Here is a 15566-nt window from a genome sequence, read left to right as displayed (position 1 = left end):
CGGTGGTCCGCGCCCACGACGGCACGATCACCGCCGTCCCCCGCGAAGGCGGCGGACTGGACCTGCGCGTGGCGTTCCCCCGCTGATCCCGGCCCCGCCCGCCGCCCGCTGACGGCGTGCCGGTGCCTGGACCACGCCGTCCGGGCGCATGCATGCGCTGCTCCCCACGCGCCTGGAAGGGGGTCCTCTTCCCTGGTCGCGTCGTGTCTGCCGCGTCGTCACGGCGCCGTCGTCCGCCCGTCCGGGACGTTCCGCTCCGCTCCGGGCGGCACCGGCGCGAGGTGCCGGTCACGGACGTGCAGGAGGACGAGGACACCCAGGGTGGCACGGGCCTCGCGCCGCCGTACCGCACGCCGCGCGAACGTGGCGGTGAAGGCGAGGACCGCGAGGGTCACCCCGTACAGGCAGATACCGACGGCAGACAGCAGCCCGACGCTCATCGGGCACGCACCTTTCTTCCCCCCACTCGGGTGACACCCGGCCCCTGCGGCGGGACCGGGGTGCGTACTGCGCCTCCACCTTACGCGGCGTGTCAACAGGGAGCGATGGGACCAAGGGGACTGCCAGCACGGGGAGTTACCAGGCGCGGGCGCCTGTCCCGTTCAGCCGTGCGGGGCGCGGGCGGGCGGCCCGGCCGCCGATGCGGTCGAAGACATAGCCGACCCGGCCGCCGTGCTCGACCCGCCGCAGCCCGCTGATCAGGTCGCCGGTGGCGTAGCGCAGGGCGGGGAAGCAGTCCCGGGCGAAGGAGGTGAGCAGCAGCGCGCCGCTGCCGCCGCCGGGGAGCGAGGCGTCCGGATCCGGGCCCGGCGGTACGACCTCGGGAAGGATGTGGTCGTGGAAGCGGTAGCAGCCGGTCGCCGCGTCGTAGTAGGCGATGGCGCCGATCTCCACGCTGCCGAAGAGGTCGAGGACGTCGGCGAAGCCGATGCCGAACCGTTCGGCCACCCGGCGGCGCCAGCCGGCCGGGGCCAGGCCGCCGATGACGATCACCTTGCGCGGTGCGATGCGCAGCGGATCGGGCGACCGCAGCAGCCGGTCCAGGATCTGCGGCAGCGTGAACAGCACGTCCGGGCGGCAGGCGTTGAGCAGCCCGGTGTGCTCGCCGAGCGGGCGCTCGACATCGATGCCACGGGCGTCGAACCCCATCTCCAGGAAGATCCGCCGCGCGGACGCCGCCACATGGCAGGCACCGAGGTCGGTGACGGCGACGCTGCCGACGGGGAGGCCGCCGAGGAACTCCTCGAAGAGCGCCCTGTGCCGACCGGCGCAGGCATCGTCGTCGGCCGCGCTGTAGAGCACCCGCTTGGGTCGTCCGGTACTGGTACCGGAGCTGAAGTACACACCCGCGCAAGGGAATTGGGGGTGCGGGGCGGTGTAGTAGTGCGCGTCGAGGAGGTCCGGGCCGAGGACCGGCAGCTCGTCCAGGCGGTCCGAGCCGAGGACCCCCCGCCGGGCCAGCAGATGGCCGTACCAGGGGAAGCGCACGGCGTAGCGGGCGGCCAGGCAGGCGAGGTCGGCCGAGCGTTCGGCACCCCACCGGGCGGCCGGGGCCATGGTGTCGACGGTCATGAGCGGGTCTCCTCGTGCGGTGCGGCGGGGTGAGGGGGGACTGCGGAGCAAACGGCGCGAACGGCCCGGGCGCCGCCACCGCACGCCCGGGCGCGGCGGTCGCGCAGGTCCGGGGCGAGCGCCAGCACCCGCGAACCCCCCGGTAGCGACGGGGCGGCGCGTACCACGGCCGCGAGGACCGAGCCGGTGGGGCGGCCGGCCGCCAGTCCGTGGTCCGCGGCGAGCCGGCCGCACATCCGGACCGCCTCCGGCCCGGTGACCAGCAGCAGTTCGTCGGCGGCGGCGGGACGGCCGGGCTCCAGGGGGCGGCCCGGTTCCGGGGGGCGGCGGGCCACCCGGTGGCCGGTGGCGGCCACGGCCGTCACCTTGGTGTGCGGGGAGAATTCCCGGAAGTGGTCGAGGCAGCCGCGCAAGGCGCCGAACGCGCCCGCGGTGAGGAAGAGGTGATCGACACGGCCCAGTTCCCGCAGGATCTCCGCGGCGGTGCGGGCGGTGCGGGCAGCGGAATGCGCTGCATATGCGTAGTGATTCAGCCATACCAGCCGAGGATCGGCCGTCAGCAGTTCCCGGACGCGCTCGATCCGGCTGAGCAGAAACCCACCGCCGGGATCCCGCCTGGTCACGCTGACGAGGTGCGCTCCCAGGGATTTCAGCAGGGCCCGGCGCCCCGGCGGGAGTTCGGGATCGGTGACGCAGGTGAACGGATAGCCTTTTTCGGCGCAGGCGGCGGCGAGGGCCGCCCCGAGACGTCCGGAGGACGCTTCGACGACCGTGCCGCCGGGCCGCAGCAGCCCTTTGGCCTCCGCGTCCTCGATCATCCCGACCGCGGTCGCCAGTTCCGGGATTCCGGCCCCGCCCCGGCCGCCGGGCGTGAGGCAGACCTCGCTGTTCGTGAGATAGACGTCGCTCCCCGGCACCAGTCCGTCCAGTTCCAGAAGTGGTTCAGCGAAAGCCTGCCGCCGGAGAATCCCCGCACAACCAGAAGCAGGAAAGGGAGAGGGCATATTCGACAAGGTTTTAGCGCCGCCACATACTCACAGATCTCGACACCCCCGCGCGAAACAACGGAAATCCCCCTGGAACCGCTGGTCTCGACTATGCCGAGCCACCCGCAAGCGTGTCCAAGACCTGTTGATCATCGGTCTTATAACCTCTGGGCATGGCAATGACCCTGAGACAGCTTCAGTACTTGGTGGCCATCGTGGAGACGGGTTCCTTCACCCGGGCCGCCGACCGGCTCCATGTCTCACAGCCCGCCCTGTCGCGCCAGTTGCAGATCCTGGAACGGTCCTGCGGCGGCCCGCTGATCGAACGCAACGTCCGCCCCATCATCCCCACACCCCTGGGCCGCGCGATACTCCCGCACGCCCGTGCCGCCCTGGTCGAGATCGACCGGGCCACCTCGGCCGCGCTGCGGGTGGTCGGCGTGCACGGCGGCGAACTGCGGCTGACCACCCTGCACTCCATCAGCCTGGGCGTGCTGCCCGCGGTGTTAGGTGTCTGGCGGCGGCTGCACTCCGGCGTGCGGCTGTCGCTCACCGAGAAGCTCTACGACAGCGAGTTGCAGCTGACCATGGCCGCGGGGCAGGCCGATGTGGCGATCGGACCGCCGCCGATGGACTGGGCCGGTGCCCTCTTCCCGCTGGACGCCGAGGAGTTCGTGGTGGTCCTGGCCGCCGACGACCCGCTCGACTGGCCGCCCGGCTGCCGGCTGCCGCTGTCCGCGCTCGCCGGCCGCGAGTGGGTCCACTTCACCGAGCCGAACGGCCTGTCCAGGATCCTCGACCATGCCTGTGCCGGCGCCGGCTTCCAGCCGCGCATCGCGGTACGGACCCAGCAGACGGCCGCCGCGCTGCAACTGGCACTGGCCGGGGTCGGCCCGACCCTGCTGCCCGCCAACATGATCCCCACCAACCACGTCGCCCGGGTCTTCCTCCTCGACCCGCCCGTCCGCCGCTCGCTGGCCGCGTACACCCGGGGCCGGCCCGACGCGCTCACCGCCGCCTTCATCGACGTGCTCACCGAGCACGCCCGCCCGCTCCCGGCTCATGTCGCCGCCCTCGCCGGTCTCTCCGCCACTCCCCCGCCCGGGACACCCGACCCGGTACGACCCACCGACGGCCCGGCCAACCCGCCTGGCTGAGCAGGGACTTGGGCGGCATGACTCTTCCCCTCTCCCGCCGCCAGGCATCGCACGGCACCCCCGCCACCCGATCGGCCGATCCGTTCCCGCCGGTCGCCGCCCTGTCCGGGTCACCCACCAGGGCCCGTGTCGGAGCGCGGACACCGTGCGGGTCGCGGGTAGCTTGCTGTCGGCTGTCCACCGTGTCGTATGCACCGCAAGGCGCCGGGCCGCGCCGACCGCGGGCGCCGGGCACCGAGGCTGGAGGGAACGTCACCCGATGCGTCCGTGCTCGCCCCACCGGCTCAGCCGCCGGCACCTGCTCACGGGCCTCGCCGCGCTGGCCGCCGCCGGGTGCTCGGGCGGCGGCGCGCCGGGTCCCGCCCCGACGCGCCCCTCCCCCGGCTACCCCGAGACCCAGTGGGTCCCGGCGAACGCCACCAACTACACCCCGGCCGACCGGCCCGCCGGCCACCCGGTGCGGATGGTGATCCTGCACGTCACCCAGGAGACGTTCCCCGACACCCTGATGCTCTTCGGCCGCCCCGGCTACCGGGCGTCCGCGCACTACGTCCTGCGGTCCCACGACGGGTATCTCGCCCAGTGCGTCAAGGAGCAGGACGTGGCCTGGCACGCCGGGAACCCGGCGTACAACTGGCGCAGTATCGGCATCGAGCACGAGGGGCGGGTGGACGAACCGCGGTGGTTCACCCCGGCGCTCTACGAGCGGTCGGCGGTGCTGACCGCCGCGATCTGCCACCGCTACGGCATCCCGGCGGACCGCCGGCACATCATCGGCCACAGCGAGGTGCCGGGCGCCGACCACACCGACCCGGGTCCGCTCTGGGACTGGAAGCGCTACATGCGGCTGGTGCACGCCGCGTTCTGAGCGGCCGGCCCGCCGGTCACCGGCCGCCGCGGATCAGCGGTTGCCGTTGAGGTAGGTGATGTCCCAGTGGGAGCCCTCGCGGGCGTAGACGTTGCCCGCCGGGGACCGGTACCTCTTCGCCCGGTCACCGGGGCGCGGACCGGCGTAGTGGAAGTGGCGGGTGATGTACCGGTCGACGCACGACGTCACGTGCACATCGACCTTGTAGCCGTTCGCGTGGCTGTACGTGCCGGCCGCGTGGCCGCGTTCGGTGCCCGCGGTGAGGGTGACCGCGCAGCCGCTCGTCCTCTTGAACGCGATGACGCCGGCGACGGTGGTGCGGTTGATCCCGTCGAAGGAGGTGCACCGCCGGTTGTTCCGGTCGCTGCACCGGCCGGAGGAGGTCCAGGTGATGCCGGCCTTGCGGAACTGCTGGGCCGCGGCGGCGTGGGTGTACTTCGCCGGTGCGGCGGTCGCGGCCGGAGCGCCGGCGGCCAGCAGACCGGCGGCCAGGAGGGCGGCGCACGCGGTGCGGAGGCGTACGGTCATGTCCGTCCTTTCGGGAGGCGATGTCGGATTCCCGTACAGTGCCGCATCCCGCGGACGGGTCCAAGGGGCCGGCGGGGGCGCGTGAGGGCACCCGGCGCCGCGCCGGACGGCCCCCGCGCCCCGCGCGGCTCCCGTTGTCAGGTGGCATACGGGACGGCGGGGGCGTGCCACCACCCACCGCCCGCCGGCGCTCAGCGCGTCTGCTCCCCCGGCTCGTCCGGGTCCGCCTCCTGGAAGGCGGCGAGCATGTCGGGCGTCCAGGTCAGGCTGCCGTCCCGGAGGTCGTCGAGCACGCCGTGCAGCCAGCGCTCCTCGGCGCCGAGGACGGTGATCAGGTACTCGTTCTCGATGAGGGTGATGCGCGGCAGGCCGGCCGGGGCCGCCGCGGTCTGGCGCTCCAGCTCGGCACGTTGAGCCGTGATCCGCTCCAGTCGCCGGCCCAGGAGCGGCGCCACCTCGTCCGGGGTGAGCATCAGCATGTTCGACAGCGCGACCGGGAAGACCGGGAACTCCGCCTTGGGGACCGCGAGCATCTGCTCCAGCCAGTCACGGGTCACCGCCCGGCCCGCGTCGGTGACCTCGTAGACGGTCCGCTCCGGGTACTGCTGCTCGCGTTCGGTCTGCCGGACGGCGATCAGTCCGCCGGCCTGGAGCCGCTCGATGGTGCGGTAGAGCCCGGTCCGCTGGCCGACGTTGACCACCTGCTCCTTTCCCCACTGCTTGAGCAACTGCTGGATGCCGTAGGGGTGCAGCGGCCGGTGGTGCAGCAGGACCAGCACGGTCAGGCCGAGCGGCGAGCTCTTCACGGTGGTGGTCATGGACGTCATCGTAGTCAGCGCGGTAACTAGTTGCGCTGAGACTAGTTGCTTTGCAACTATGGCGGGGCAAGGGTCACGGAGACGGCACCCGGGAGGGGTCATGCACGACAGCAGGGGCGGCGGGGAGCAGCCCGCCGCACACCGCACCGGCCAGGCGCGGACCGCGCTGGTCATCGGCGGCGGGGTGGCGGGCCCGGTGGCCGCGCTCGCGCTGCGCAGGGCGGGCATCGCGGCGACGGTGTACGAGGCGTACCCGGCCGCGGCGGACGGGGTCGGCGCCTGGCTGGGACTGGCGCCGAACGGGCTGGCGGCCCTGGCGGCGGTCGGCGCCGACGCGGCGGTACGGGCGGCCGGGCAGCCGGTCCCGGGGGTGGTGATGGCGGACGGCGCCGGCCACCACCTCGCCCGCTTCGGCGGCTTCCCGGAGCTTCCGCCCACGATGACGATGCCGCGGGAGCGCCTGTACCGGGCGCTGACCGACCACGCGCGCGCGGCGGGCGTCCCCTTCGTCCACGGCAAGCGGCTGGTCGGTGCAAAGGAGGTGCCCGGCGGGGTCACCGCCCGCTTCGCCGACGGGACTTCCGCCACCGCCGATCTGCTGGTCGGCGCCGACGGCATCCGCTCCACCGTCCGCGCCCTGATCGATCCCCGGGCACCCGCGCCGGAGTACGGCGGCGTGCTGAGCTTCGGCGGGTACGCGGCGGCGGACTGCGGCGTCGACGCGGAGCCGGGCACCATGTACTTCGCGTTCGGCCGGGCCTTCATGGGCTACTGGCGGGGCCCGGACGGGCGGCTGATCTGGTTCGCCGGACTGCCCGCGGACCCCCCGCCGAGCCGGGCCGAGGCGGCGCGGGTGCCCGCCGCCGCGTGGCTGGCCCGGCTGCGGGAGCTGTACGCCGGGCACGTCCCCGGTGAGCGGATGCTGCGGCACACCGGGCCGGAGGCGCTGATGGCGGTCGGCCGGATGGAGCGGATGCCGTCCGTACCGCACTGGCACCGCGGCCGCACGGTGCTGGTGGGCGACGCGGTGCACGCCCCCTCGTCCAGCTCCGGGCAGGGCGCCTCCCTGGCCATCGAGAGTGCGGTGGAACTGGCCCGGTGCCTGCGCGATCTGCCCACCCACCAGGAGGCGTTCGCCGCCTACGAGGCGCTGCGCCGGCCGCGGGTGGAGGCCGTCGGCCGCAGCGCCGCGGCCGTCAACGAGGTCAAGGCCGGCAAGAGCGCCCACCCGGTGCCGGAGTTCCCGGCACCGGAGGAGATGTTCCGGGCGCTGCACTTCCACCGCATCGACTGGGCGGAGCCGGTGCGGAGTCCGGCCGGGAGGTAGCGGTCCGCCGTCGCGGCGGGCGCCCGCGCCGGGTCAGCCGGCCCGCACGGGCACCCGCTCCGCGGCGTCGGCGAGGGCGGCCAGGCAGGCGCGGACCGGCGGGCCCTCCCCGCGGGTCAGCCAGGCGGCACGGATATCGCGGCGCAGGGCCGGGCGGAAGGGCAGGAAGCGGACGCCGGGCGGGGCGGCGCGGCGGGCCGTCGCCGGCGTGAGGCAGACCGCCAACCCTCGCTCGACCAGGGTGAGTTGGCTGAGGTGGTCGGCGAAGAGGTAGCGGACGTCCGGTTCGGCGCCGCGGGCCCGGAGGGTCTGGACGAGCGCCTCGTACGGTTCGGCGCCGGGCGGGCAGCAGGCCCACGGCGTGCCGGTGACCGCATCGAGGTCCCCGGGGTCGGCCAGGTCGAGAGCGGTGCGGTCACCGAGCGGGTGCCGGGCGGAGACCGCGAGGAAGACCTCCTCGCGCTCGTCATGCTGGCGCCGGCGGCCCGGTGGGAGGTGCGGCGGGCCGGGTCGCGGCCGGCGCGGTACCTGGCGTTGGACGCCGGTGCCGGGGGGCTGCTCGGCGCGGACCTGGTCTTGTGGGCGGCCGGTGTGCTCAGCGTCGGCGCCTGGGTCGCCACCGTACTGCTCAACGTCCAGGTGCTGGTCTTCCCGCTGCTGGCCCGGCTGGTGACGGGGACCCGGCTGCCGGGGCGGTTCCTGCCGACGGTCCCGGTGCTGCTGGCCGGGGTGGCGCCGGCCGGCGGGGCGCTCGGGCGTCCGCGGCCGGGCAGCGCTCCGGTCGCCGGCGTGGCCTTCGGGACGGCGGCGGGGGTGGCGTACGCGGGGTACCTGTTCCTGATGCGGCTGGGGGCCGCCGCGGGGACGGCGGGACGCGCAGCGGTGAGGCGGGAGCCGGCCACCGGCCGGACCGCCCGCCCGCCGCCTCGCGGTACGGTCCCGGACATGGCTGATTCCCGCAGGGCCGACATGCGCCTGACCACGCCCTCCTTCCTGGTGCTCGGATTCATCGACCAGCTGGGCGAGGCCAGCCCGTACGACGTGAAGGTCGAGGCCGCCCGCACGGTGGCCCCGTTCTGGTCGATGCCGCACGCGCAGGTCTACGCGCAGTGCGACCGGCTGGTCGAGGCGGGTCTGCTGTCGGAGTCCCGGCAGACCGGCGGCCGCAACCGCCGGCTGCTGAGGCTGACCCCCGCGGGCCGGGCCGCCCTGGCGGAGTGGCTGGCCGACTCCTCGTTCGTACCGGTCGAGGCGCGCGAACGCAGCATCCTGAAGCTGTGGTTCGGGGCGCGGCCCGAGGTGCACTCCCCCGTGCAGATCGACGAGCACCGTCGCACCCTGGCCGCGTACGAGGAACTGGCCGACGAGGTCGGGGAGTTGCTGAGCCGGGGGCAGCGGGAGGCGCTGGAGTTCGGGATCCGCTACGAGCGGATGATGGTGGACTTCTGGCAGTGGGTGGAGCAGCGGGGCGCATAGCCCGCGCGCCCGTTCCCCGGGTGCCGTCAACGGCCCAACGTGCGCGGGCCATTGACCGCGGCGGCGGCTCCCCCTTACCTTCTCGATGGTCCAGTTAGGACGGTCCAAGAAGGACCATCACGCAACCGGACCGCTCAGGGCAGGACCTGCCGGGCACGGGGGGCCCGGCAGGCCGCGGCCGCGATCCACCCAGGGAGTCGCCATGAACCGTCCGAGCCGGGCCGCGTGGCGCCGCACGGCCACCGTCGCCGTGGTCGCGGTCTGCGTCGGGTACGCGCCGATCGCGATGACCGAACTGTGGCCGTACGCGTACCGGGGCGCCCCGGCGATCGGCGAATGGCTGCTGAGCCGGGCGGTCTCGCCGCGCTATGTCGCGGACGCCCTCGCCACCCGGATCGGCCCGTACGGGCGCAGCCTGGCCGCGCTCGTCCTGCACGCCGTGCTGGGCGGCGCGCTGATGCTGCTGGGCCCGGCGCAACTGCTGTCCGCGGTGCGGCGGCGGATCCGGCTGCACCGCGCCCTGGGCGTGGTGTTCGCGCTGACCGTGTACGCCTCGATGGCGGGCGCGGCGGTCTATCTGGCGCGGACCGCGCCGGGCGACGCGTTCAGCGGGGCGGCGTTCTGGATCGTGCTCGCCACGATCCTGGTCGGCACGGTCATGAGCGTGACGTTCGGCCTCCTCGCCGCCGTCGGCGGGTTCCCCGACCTGCACCGGCGGTGGATGCTGCTGTGCTACGGCTACCTGATGACCGCGCCCCTGCTGCGGCTGGAGTGGGGCGCGCTCCCGGCGCTGCTGCCCGGGCTGTCCATGGCGGACGTCAACCGGGTCGCGGTGATGCACCTGGGGTCGGTCGTGGTGTTCGGCGCGCTGATCGCCTCGCGGGCGGCGGACCGGCGGGCGGCGGTGCCCGGTGTGCGCGGCACCTGGGTGCCGGGCCCGGTGCTGGTCGCGGCGCATCTGGTGGGCGCCGCGGCGCTGGTCTGGATCGCCCGGTCGTTCCTGGAGTGGGGCGCCGCGGGGGAGCGGCTGCTGGCCGGCTATCTGGTCCCGTTCGCCGCGGCGTACGCCGTCATGGCCGGCTGCCACCGGCGGGCGGGCCGGGCCGGGCGGAGCTGGGCCCGCGAGGAGTGGCGGCTGCACCTGACCGCGCTGTGCCTGGCCCCGCCGTTCTCGGCCGGTGCGGCCGCCCTGTTCGAGCGGTACGCGGGACTCGACCGGTACACGGCGCTGACCGCGGGCGTCGCGATCGGCTGCGGCATGCTCGCGTTCGCGGCGACCACGGTGGTCAGCCTGCGGGTACTGGCCGGGCGCGAGGTGCGCAAACGGGAGCGCGTCACCACCGCCCGCGCCCCGGAGCCGACAACCGCCCCGGCGGGCTGAACGGCACCCCGGCCAGGGCAGCGACCGGAGGCGAGGCGCAGATGAGCAGCACACCGGGCACCCCGGCCGGCGCCGAGAGGGAGACCTCCGGGACCGCCACCCCAACGCCCACCGGCGGCCGCCGACTCAGCGCAGGAATACCCCTGTTGACCTCCACCGTGGCCGTGGTCAGCCTGCCGGTCATGGTGGGCGGACTGCTGGCGGCCGGGGTGACGGGCCGCTGGCTGCCGGCCCGAGGGCAGGCCGCACCCGCGGGGTCCTGAGGGGCGTTGCGGAACGCCGACCATGCTGTCCGTCCGCCTGCCCGCCTGCCCGCCTGCCCGTAACTCCCTTGACAGCAAGGCGGGTTACGCATGCCGGGCCCGCTCCGGTCACGCTGCCTGTGCCTCCTCGCCGGCCAGGAACGGGCGCAGCAGGGCGAGCAGGGCGCGCGGCCGGTGCAGCGGGATGATGTGCCCGCAGTCCTCGATGACGTGTCCGGTGAGATCGTCGGTGACCGGGCGGAGCTGGCGTTCCAGCGCGGCTCCGACGGGCCGGGCGCCCAGTGCCATCGTCGGCACCGTCAGGCGGGCGGTGGCGACCGCCCGCTCGATCTGTGCCGCGCTCTCGGGCAGCGCCCGGTAGTACGAGAACGCGCAGCGCAACGCCTGGCGGCCGGTGTAGGCGCGGGCGAAGGCGTCCCGGAGGGCGGGGCGCACCCCGTCGCCGAGCGTGCCGGCCCGCCAGCACCGTCTCGGCGAGGCCGGGCGCGGCGGAGTGGAAGCCGAACCACCACGGCGGCCCGTCGGCGAGGAAGTCCTCGGCGCCGGGCAGCCCGCCCAGCAGGGACTCCATGACGACCAGGCGCCGGACGAGACCGGGGCGGCGCAGGGCGAGCAGGAAGGCCGGCGCGGTGCCGGCGTCGATGCCCACCACCGCGGCCGAGGGCACGCCGAGCGCGGTGAGGAGCGCCGCGGCGTCCTCGGCCAGGGTGCCCGCGTCGTATCCGGAGGCGGCCCGGCTGCTCGCGCCGAACCCGCGCAGGTCCGGCGCGATGACGCGGTAGCGCCCGGACAGGTCGGCCATGACGTCCGTCCACACCTCCCAGGTGTGCGGGAAGCCGTGCAGCAGCAGGACGGCCGGGCCCGATCCGGAGAGGGCGACGTTCAGGTGGACGCCGTTGGCGAGGACGCGCCGAAGCTCAGGCATGGAGGAACTCCAGGAGTGGTGAGGGGTGGTGAAGGGTGAGGGGTGGTGAGGGGTGGGGTGAGGAATGGTGACAAGGTCACGCTAGGGAACTAACCTGGCCCCTCCAAGACGGCACTTTCCCTTCAGGTGGTGAGCCCCAGGTGACCGCATCGAGGCCCGGTGAACCCGGTCGGCGGCCCGGTGAGCGCGGGGACCTGCTGGATCCGCTCTGCCCGACCCGCCAGTTGCTCGACCGCATCGGCACCAAGTGGACGTCCCTGGCGGTCAAGGTGCTGGCCGAGGAGGCTCCGGACGAGCTCCGCTTCGCCGAACTCCAGCGGCGCATCCCGGGCATCTCCCAGAAGATGCTGTCCGTGACCCTGCGGAGCCTGGTCCGCGACGGCCTGGTCGCGCGCCGCGTCGAATCCACCGTGCCGCCCGCCGTCCACTACCGGCTCACCGAGCTCGGCCTGTCCCTCGACGTACCGCTCGCCGCCCTGCGGCTCTGGGCCGAGACGCACATGCCGGAGATCGCCCGCAGCAACCAACGCGCCGACGCGTCCCGCTCCGCCTAGAGCGCGGAGCGAACGCGCTGGTCACAGCCGGTCGTTGCGGACCGCGACAAGGTCGGTCACCCCATGGCGGGCCGCCAAGGCGCCCGCCCGCGTTCGCTCACGATCCACTCGTGCCGGGCGCCTCAGGCCGGCCCCGCCGCAGCCGCTCGCGGCGAACGGCTCAAAAGCGACGCCCACCAGCGCGCATTACCCGCTCGTGATTGTGCCATGACCAACCCTTTGCCTAATCTGCTGGTACGGAGGGCGCCGAGCCGCGCTCCGCACGGGCCGGTTCGGACGGCACACAACGGGGGCACGCCGCAGCGGCGTGCCCCCGTTCCCTTCGGCCCGTGACGCCTCGCGCCGACCACCGCTCCAGCAGGCAACGGGTCGGCCGCGACGCGTAGTTCACGCGACACGCATCGGAGGGTACCGTGAACCACCCCGACCGATTAAGGGCCTCGATCCAGGCGCCGGGCACCACCCCGCTGATCGGCGTCTTCGACATGTTCTCCGCGTCCCTGGCGGCGCGCCACTACGACGGGATCTTCGTCTCCGGCTTCGGCTTCGCGGCGTCCCACTACGGTCTGCCGGACATCGGGTTCATCGCCTGGCCCGACATCGTCGCGTTCGTCCAGCGGCTGCGGCTGGCCTTCCCCCGGCAGCACCTGCTGGTGGACATCGACGACGGCTACGTCGACCCGGAGACCGCCTGCCACGTCGTCCAGCAGCTGGAGGCCATCGGCGCCTCCGGGGTGATCCTGGAGGACCAGCAGCGGCCCCGGCGCTGCGGCCATGTCGACGGCAAGCGCGTGCTGCCGCTGGACGAGTACCTCGCCAAGCTCGACCTGGTCCTGCGGTCCCGACGGGACCTGGTCGTCGTCGCGCGCACCGACGCCACCGAGGAGGGGGAGATCCTGCGGCGGGCCAAGGCACTGGCCGCGACCGACGCCGATGTGATCCTCGTGGACGGCGTACGCAGCGCCGACCGGATCCGCCAGGTGCGCCGGGTCATCGGCGACAAGCCGCTGCTGTTCAACCAGATCGCCGGCGGCAAGTCGCCCCGGCTGTCACTGAGCGAATTGCAGCGCCTCGGGGTCGATGTCGCGATCTACAGCACGCCCTGCCTGTTCGCCGCCCAGACCGCCATCGACCAGGCACTGGCCGAACTGAAACGGGCCGACGGGCGGCTGCCCGAGCACGTCGAGGGCGCCGTCGGCGTCGGCGAGTGCCTGGCACTGCTGGAACGCAACCTCAGCCGCCACCACGACCGCGCCCCGGCCGACGCCACCCGCTGACCCCGCCCCACACCACTGACACCCCACCGGCACCGGGGCCGGGCCCGCGCACCGCCTGGACCCCAGGCACCGGGGCCGCGCCGGGGCGTCCCGCACCATTCCCACCGGACGCCCCGGCACGGCCCGTCCGCACCGGCGCCGTTGTCGTCACCCCGGCCCCGCGGTCGCCGGGGACGCCCGTGCCGCTACGTCCGCAGCGCCCCGTACACCGACCACACCACCGAGGTCAGCGGCACCGCGACGACCGCGCCGAGGACCCCGGCGGTCACGCCCCCGCAGACCACCGCCAGCGCCACCACCACGGGGTGCAGGCGGACCGCGCGGCTCATCACCAGCGGGTGCAGCACATGCCCTTCGATCTGCCCGATGACCACGATGAGCAGGATGACGAGCACGGCCACCAGCGGGCCCTTCGCGGCCAGGGCGACCACCGCGGCCACCGCCAGCGCCACCGGCGAGCCGACCAGCGGGACGAACGCGGCGAAGAACTCCAGCACGGCCAGCGGCAGCACCAGCGGGACGCCCAGCACGAACAGCGCCACTCCGACGAGGATGGCGTTGGTCGCGGCGACGATCACGATGCCGCGGGTGTAGCCGGTGAAGGTGGACCAGGCCGCCCGGCCCGCCGTCCGCACCCGGCTCCGGCCGCGCTCCGGGAGCTGGCCGCCGAACCACAGCCACATCCGGGTGCCCGAGTGCAGGAAGAAGACCGAGCAGAACAGGGCCAGCGCCGCCACCGTCAGGACCTCCACCAGCCGGCCCACGCCGCTGACCGCGGTGTTGACGAGGTTGCCGCGGTTCTTCGTCACGAAGCGCGAGATCCAGTCCTGGACGTGGGCCAGGGCGCCGTGCCGCAGGTGCAGGGGCGGGCCCTCCAGCCAGCGTTCGATCCGGCTCACCCCGCCGGCGAAGATCTGCCGCAGCCCCGGCCACTCATGGGCCACATTGGCCCCGATCAGGCTCAGGATGCCCAGCACCAGCACGATCCCCAGCAGCAGGGCGGCGGTGACCGCGAGCGAGCGCGGCAGGAAGCGGGACAGCAGACAGGTCAGCGGCTCCAGCAGGGCGGTGAGCACCAGCCCGAGGAAGACCGCGAGGGTCACCAGGTGGAACCGCCCCAGCGTCATGAACACCACGTACACCGCGGCACCCACCACCAGCAGCCGCCATCCGTAGGCGGCGGCCACCCGCAGCGGTCTGGGTACCACCACGGTCTCGCGCAGCCCGGGGCCCGGCAGCCGGCGGGCCGGGCGGGTGCGGCGGGCTCGGATCGGCACCTTGCGCCGCCACCTCCTCGCACCGACGGGCCTCCACGGGCCCTGGCTGGGCCCTCACGTCACCGGTATCACCGCGCGCCGGTCACCGAACGCGACCGGCCGGTATTCCCTCGAAGGCACCCGGCCGCACCCCCCGGCCGCCTCCTGCCGGCCCGTTCGACTCCTGCCGGCCCGTCTCAGCCGCGCTCCCGGTGGCCGCCGCCCTCCTCGGCCGCCACCTGGCGCAGCGTGCGGCCGCTGAGCACGGAGCGGGCCCGGCGGGCGTCGGGGGTGCCGCGCCGCCCGGCCCGGTCGTCCTGCTCCTTCACCAGCAGCCAGGACTCCCGTTCGCCGGAATCCGGGCCGCCGCGGAAACGGGTGAGCGCGTAGCCGCCGTGCAGCTTGCTCCCGTCGAGCCGGAAGGCGATGTGGCCGTCCGCCAGGGACTCCTGGAAGGAACGGGTGCGGCCCTTGCGCTTACGGCTCAGCGGGTGGTAGCTGCCCTCGTCCCAGACGATCACGGTGCCCGCGCCGTACTCCCCGTCCGGGATGACGCCTTCGAACCCGCGGTACTCCAGCGGGTGGTCCTCGGTGGGCATGGCCAGCCGCTTGTCGTGCGGGTCGGTGGACGGGCCCTTGGGGACGGACCAGGACTTCAGCACCCCGTCGACCTCCAGCCGGAAGTCGAAGTGCAGGGTGCTGGCGTCGTGGATCTGCACCACGAAGCGCGGTGCCCCGCCGGCCCCACCGGGCCCGCCCGCGGCCGGGCCGCCCGCCGGTTCCCGGGTCCGGCCGAAGTGCCGCTTGCCGCGGTACACGGTCAGCCGGTCGGCGGCCGTGCTGCCCTTGGTGGCCTTGGTTCCCTTGGCGTCCCCGGTGTCTGCGGCTTCGGCTTCCGCTTCGGCCTTGGTAGCGGCCTTGTCTTCGGCTTCCCGGGTGCCTGTGGGGCCCGGAGAACCTGTGGGGTCCGGAGCGCCTGGCGGGTCAGGGGTGCCTGGCGTATCCGGGGTGGCCGGCGGGTCCGGCGTGTTCCCGGTGTGCTCGGCCCTTCCGGCCATGTCGTCCTGCCTTCCCTCGCGGCGTCCGGCTCCTGTGGTGGTGGCGTGTTCCCGCGCGGCGCGGGCGGAATCCGGGCGCCGCGCCCCCGCGGTTCTCCACTCTGGCGCGCCGCGTCCGGG

The 15566-nt window shown here is 74.4% G+C and carries 16 protein-coding genes and 1 pseudogene; 7 read left to right on the top strand and 10 right to left on the bottom strand.

The window, feature by feature from the left end; translation table 11 throughout:
* Positions 1-218 precede the first annotated feature (218 nt).
* From MUU72_RS19735 to MUU72_RS19725, 3 genes are all read right to left on the bottom strand, one after another.
* Positions 219-440 carry a hypothetical protein gene (locus MUU72_RS19735; RefSeq protein ID WP_248014634.1) on the bottom strand — a complete coding sequence of 74 codons (222 nt, stop codon included), beginning with the start codon at positions 438-440 and terminating at the stop codon, positions 219-221.
* Between the two features lie 136 nt (positions 441-576).
* A complete protein-coding gene (locus tag MUU72_RS19730) occupies positions 577-1572 on the bottom strand; it encodes a phenylacetate--CoA ligase family protein (protein WP_248014633.1) in 996 nt (331 codons plus the stop codon).
* Positions 1569-2489, bottom strand: coding sequence for a pyridoxal-phosphate dependent enzyme (locus MUU72_RS19725; protein ID WP_248014632.1), 921 nt, complete (start codon positions 2487-2489; stop codon positions 1569-1571). Before MUU72_RS19725 ends, MUU72_RS19730 begins: the two co-directional genes overlap by 4 nt.
* Before the next feature lie 242 nt (positions 2490-2731).
* Here MUU72_RS19725 and MUU72_RS19720 point away from each other — a divergent pair, with 242 nt between their 5' ends.
* Positions 2732-3715: a LysR family transcriptional regulator gene (locus MUU72_RS19720; RefSeq protein WP_248014631.1), complete on the top strand. Its 984-nt coding sequence runs from the start codon at positions 2732-2734 to the stop codon at positions 3713-3715.
* A 259-nt stretch (positions 3716-3974) separates the two neighbouring features.
* Complete coding sequence (locus MUU72_RS19715) at positions 3975-4583, top strand: N-acetylmuramoyl-L-alanine amidase (protein ID WP_248014630.1); 609 nt, start codon at positions 3975-3977, stop codon at positions 4581-4583.
* Positions 4584-4616: 33 nt separating this feature from the next.
* On the opposite strand, the gene MUU72_RS19710 is transcribed toward MUU72_RS19715, so the two are convergent.
* Together MUU72_RS19710 and MUU72_RS19705 are read right to left on the bottom strand one after the other, a co-directional pair.
* Positions 4617-5111: a hypothetical protein gene (locus tag MUU72_RS19710; protein WP_248014629.1), complete on the bottom strand. Its 495-nt coding sequence runs from the start codon at positions 5109-5111 to the stop codon at positions 4617-4619.
* Between the two features lie 191 nt (positions 5112-5302).
* Positions 5303-5929 carry a PadR family transcriptional regulator gene (locus tag MUU72_RS19705; RefSeq protein ID WP_248014628.1) on the bottom strand — a complete coding sequence of 209 codons (627 nt, stop codon included), beginning with the start codon at positions 5927-5929 and terminating at the stop codon, positions 5303-5305.
* Positions 5930-6029: 100 nt separating this feature from the next.
* Here MUU72_RS19705 and MUU72_RS19700 point away from each other — a divergent pair, with 100 nt between their 5' ends.
* Positions 6030-7256: an FAD-dependent monooxygenase gene (locus tag MUU72_RS19700; protein WP_248014627.1), complete on the top strand. Its 1227-nt coding sequence runs from the start codon at positions 6030-6032 to the stop codon at positions 7254-7256.
* Positions 7257-7289: 33 nt separating this feature from the next.
* On the opposite strand, the gene MUU72_RS19695 is transcribed toward MUU72_RS19700, so the two are convergent.
* Entirely contained in the window at positions 7290-7895 is a 606-nt protein-coding gene (locus MUU72_RS19695) for a LysR substrate-binding domain-containing protein (RefSeq protein WP_248014650.1), read from the bottom strand.
* Positions 7896-8096: 201 nt separating this feature from the next.
* Between MUU72_RS19695 and MUU72_RS19690 the strand changes: the two genes are divergently transcribed.
* Together MUU72_RS19690 and MUU72_RS19685 are read left to right on the top strand one after the other, a co-directional pair.
* Positions 8097-8732 carry a PadR family transcriptional regulator gene (locus MUU72_RS19690; protein WP_308403840.1) on the top strand — a complete coding sequence of 212 codons (636 nt, stop codon included), beginning with the start codon at positions 8097-8099 and terminating at the stop codon, positions 8730-8732.
* A gap of 202 nt (positions 8733-8934) precedes the next feature.
* Positions 8935-10113 (top strand): DUF2306 domain-containing protein, encoded by a 1179-nt coding sequence (locus MUU72_RS19685; RefSeq protein WP_248014625.1) that lies wholly within the window; start codon positions 8935-8937, stop codon positions 10111-10113.
* Positions 10114-10484: 371 nt separating this feature from the next.
* Here the strand turns inward: MUU72_RS19685 and MUU72_RS35905 are convergent, their stop codons facing one another.
* Together MUU72_RS35905 and MUU72_RS35900 are read right to left on the bottom strand one after the other, a co-directional pair.
* Positions 10485-10811, bottom strand: a complete 327-nt coding sequence (locus MUU72_RS35905) for an alpha/beta fold hydrolase (protein WP_372503219.1) — start codon at positions 10809-10811, stop codon at positions 10485-10487.
* Positions 10792-11178: pseudogene (locus tag MUU72_RS35900) on the bottom strand (alpha/beta fold hydrolase); the annotation flags it as partial. The pseudogene MUU72_RS35900 and the gene MUU72_RS35905, both read right to left, overlap by 20 nt.
* A gap of 263 nt (positions 11179-11441) precedes the next feature.
* Between MUU72_RS35900 and MUU72_RS19675 the strand changes: the two are divergent.
* Positions 11442-11855: a winged helix-turn-helix transcriptional regulator gene (locus MUU72_RS19675; RefSeq protein ID WP_248014624.1), complete on the top strand. Its 414-nt coding sequence runs from the start codon at positions 11442-11444 to the stop codon at positions 11853-11855.
* Between the two features lie 413 nt (positions 11856-12268).
* Positions 12269-13132: an isocitrate lyase/PEP mutase family protein gene (locus tag MUU72_RS19670; RefSeq protein WP_248014623.1), complete on the top strand. Its 864-nt coding sequence runs from the start codon at positions 12269-12271 to the stop codon at positions 13130-13132.
* A gap of 185 nt (positions 13133-13317) precedes the next feature.
* Here the strand turns inward: MUU72_RS19670 and MUU72_RS19665 are convergent, their stop codons facing one another.
* On the bottom strand, positions 13318-14319 hold the full coding sequence (locus MUU72_RS19665) for an AI-2E family transporter (protein WP_372503218.1): 1002 nt from the start codon (positions 14317-14319) through the stop codon (positions 13318-13320).
* 266 nt (positions 14320-14585) lie between these two features.
* Entirely contained in the window at positions 14586-15212 is a 627-nt protein-coding gene (locus MUU72_RS19660) for a DNA polymerase ligase N-terminal domain-containing protein (protein ID WP_248014648.1), read from the bottom strand.
* Positions 15213-15566 lie beyond the last annotated feature (354 nt).

The organism is Streptomyces rhizoryzae, assembly GCF_023155275.1.
Lineage (GTDB): Bacteria > Actinomycetota > Actinomycetes > Streptomycetales > Streptomycetaceae > Streptomyces > Streptomyces rhizoryzae.
Note: the sequence above shows the minus strand (reverse complement) of the source record. Positions and strands in the feature narration are given on the sequence as shown.

Bases quoted from the DNA above. Each gene is read 5' to 3' on its own strand.
- MUU72_RS19735 (WP_248014634.1), bottom strand. From the start codon at position 440: ATGAGCGTCGGGCTGCTGTCTGCCGTCGGTATCTGCCTGTACGGGGTG.
- MUU72_RS19730 (WP_248014633.1), bottom strand. From the start codon at position 1,572: ATGACCGTCGACACCATGGCCCCGGCCGCCCGGTGGGGTGCCGAACGC.
- MUU72_RS19720 (WP_248014631.1), top strand. From the start codon at position 2,732: ATGGCAATGACCCTGAGACAGCTTCAGTACTTGGTGGCCATCGTGGAG.
- MUU72_RS19715 (WP_248014630.1), top strand. From the start codon at position 3,975: ATGCGTCCGTGCTCGCCCCACCGGCTCAGCCGCCGGCACCTGCTCACG.
- MUU72_RS19710 (WP_248014629.1), bottom strand. From the start codon at position 5,111: ATGACCGTACGCCTCCGCACCGCGTGCGCCGCCCTCCTGGCCGCCGGT.
- MUU72_RS19705 (WP_248014628.1), bottom strand. From the start codon at position 5,929: ATGACCACCACCGTGAAGAGCTCGCCGCTCGGCCTGACCGTGCTGGTC.
- MUU72_RS19700 (WP_248014627.1), top strand. From the start codon at position 6,030: ATGCACGACAGCAGGGGCGGCGGGGAGCAGCCCGCCGCACACCGCACC.
- MUU72_RS19690 (WP_308403840.1), top strand. From the start codon at position 8,097: ATGCGGCTGGGGGCCGCCGCGGGGACGGCGGGACGCGCAGCGGTGAGG.
- MUU72_RS19685 (WP_248014625.1), top strand. From the start codon at position 8,935: ATGAACCGTCCGAGCCGGGCCGCGTGGCGCCGCACGGCCACCGTCGCC.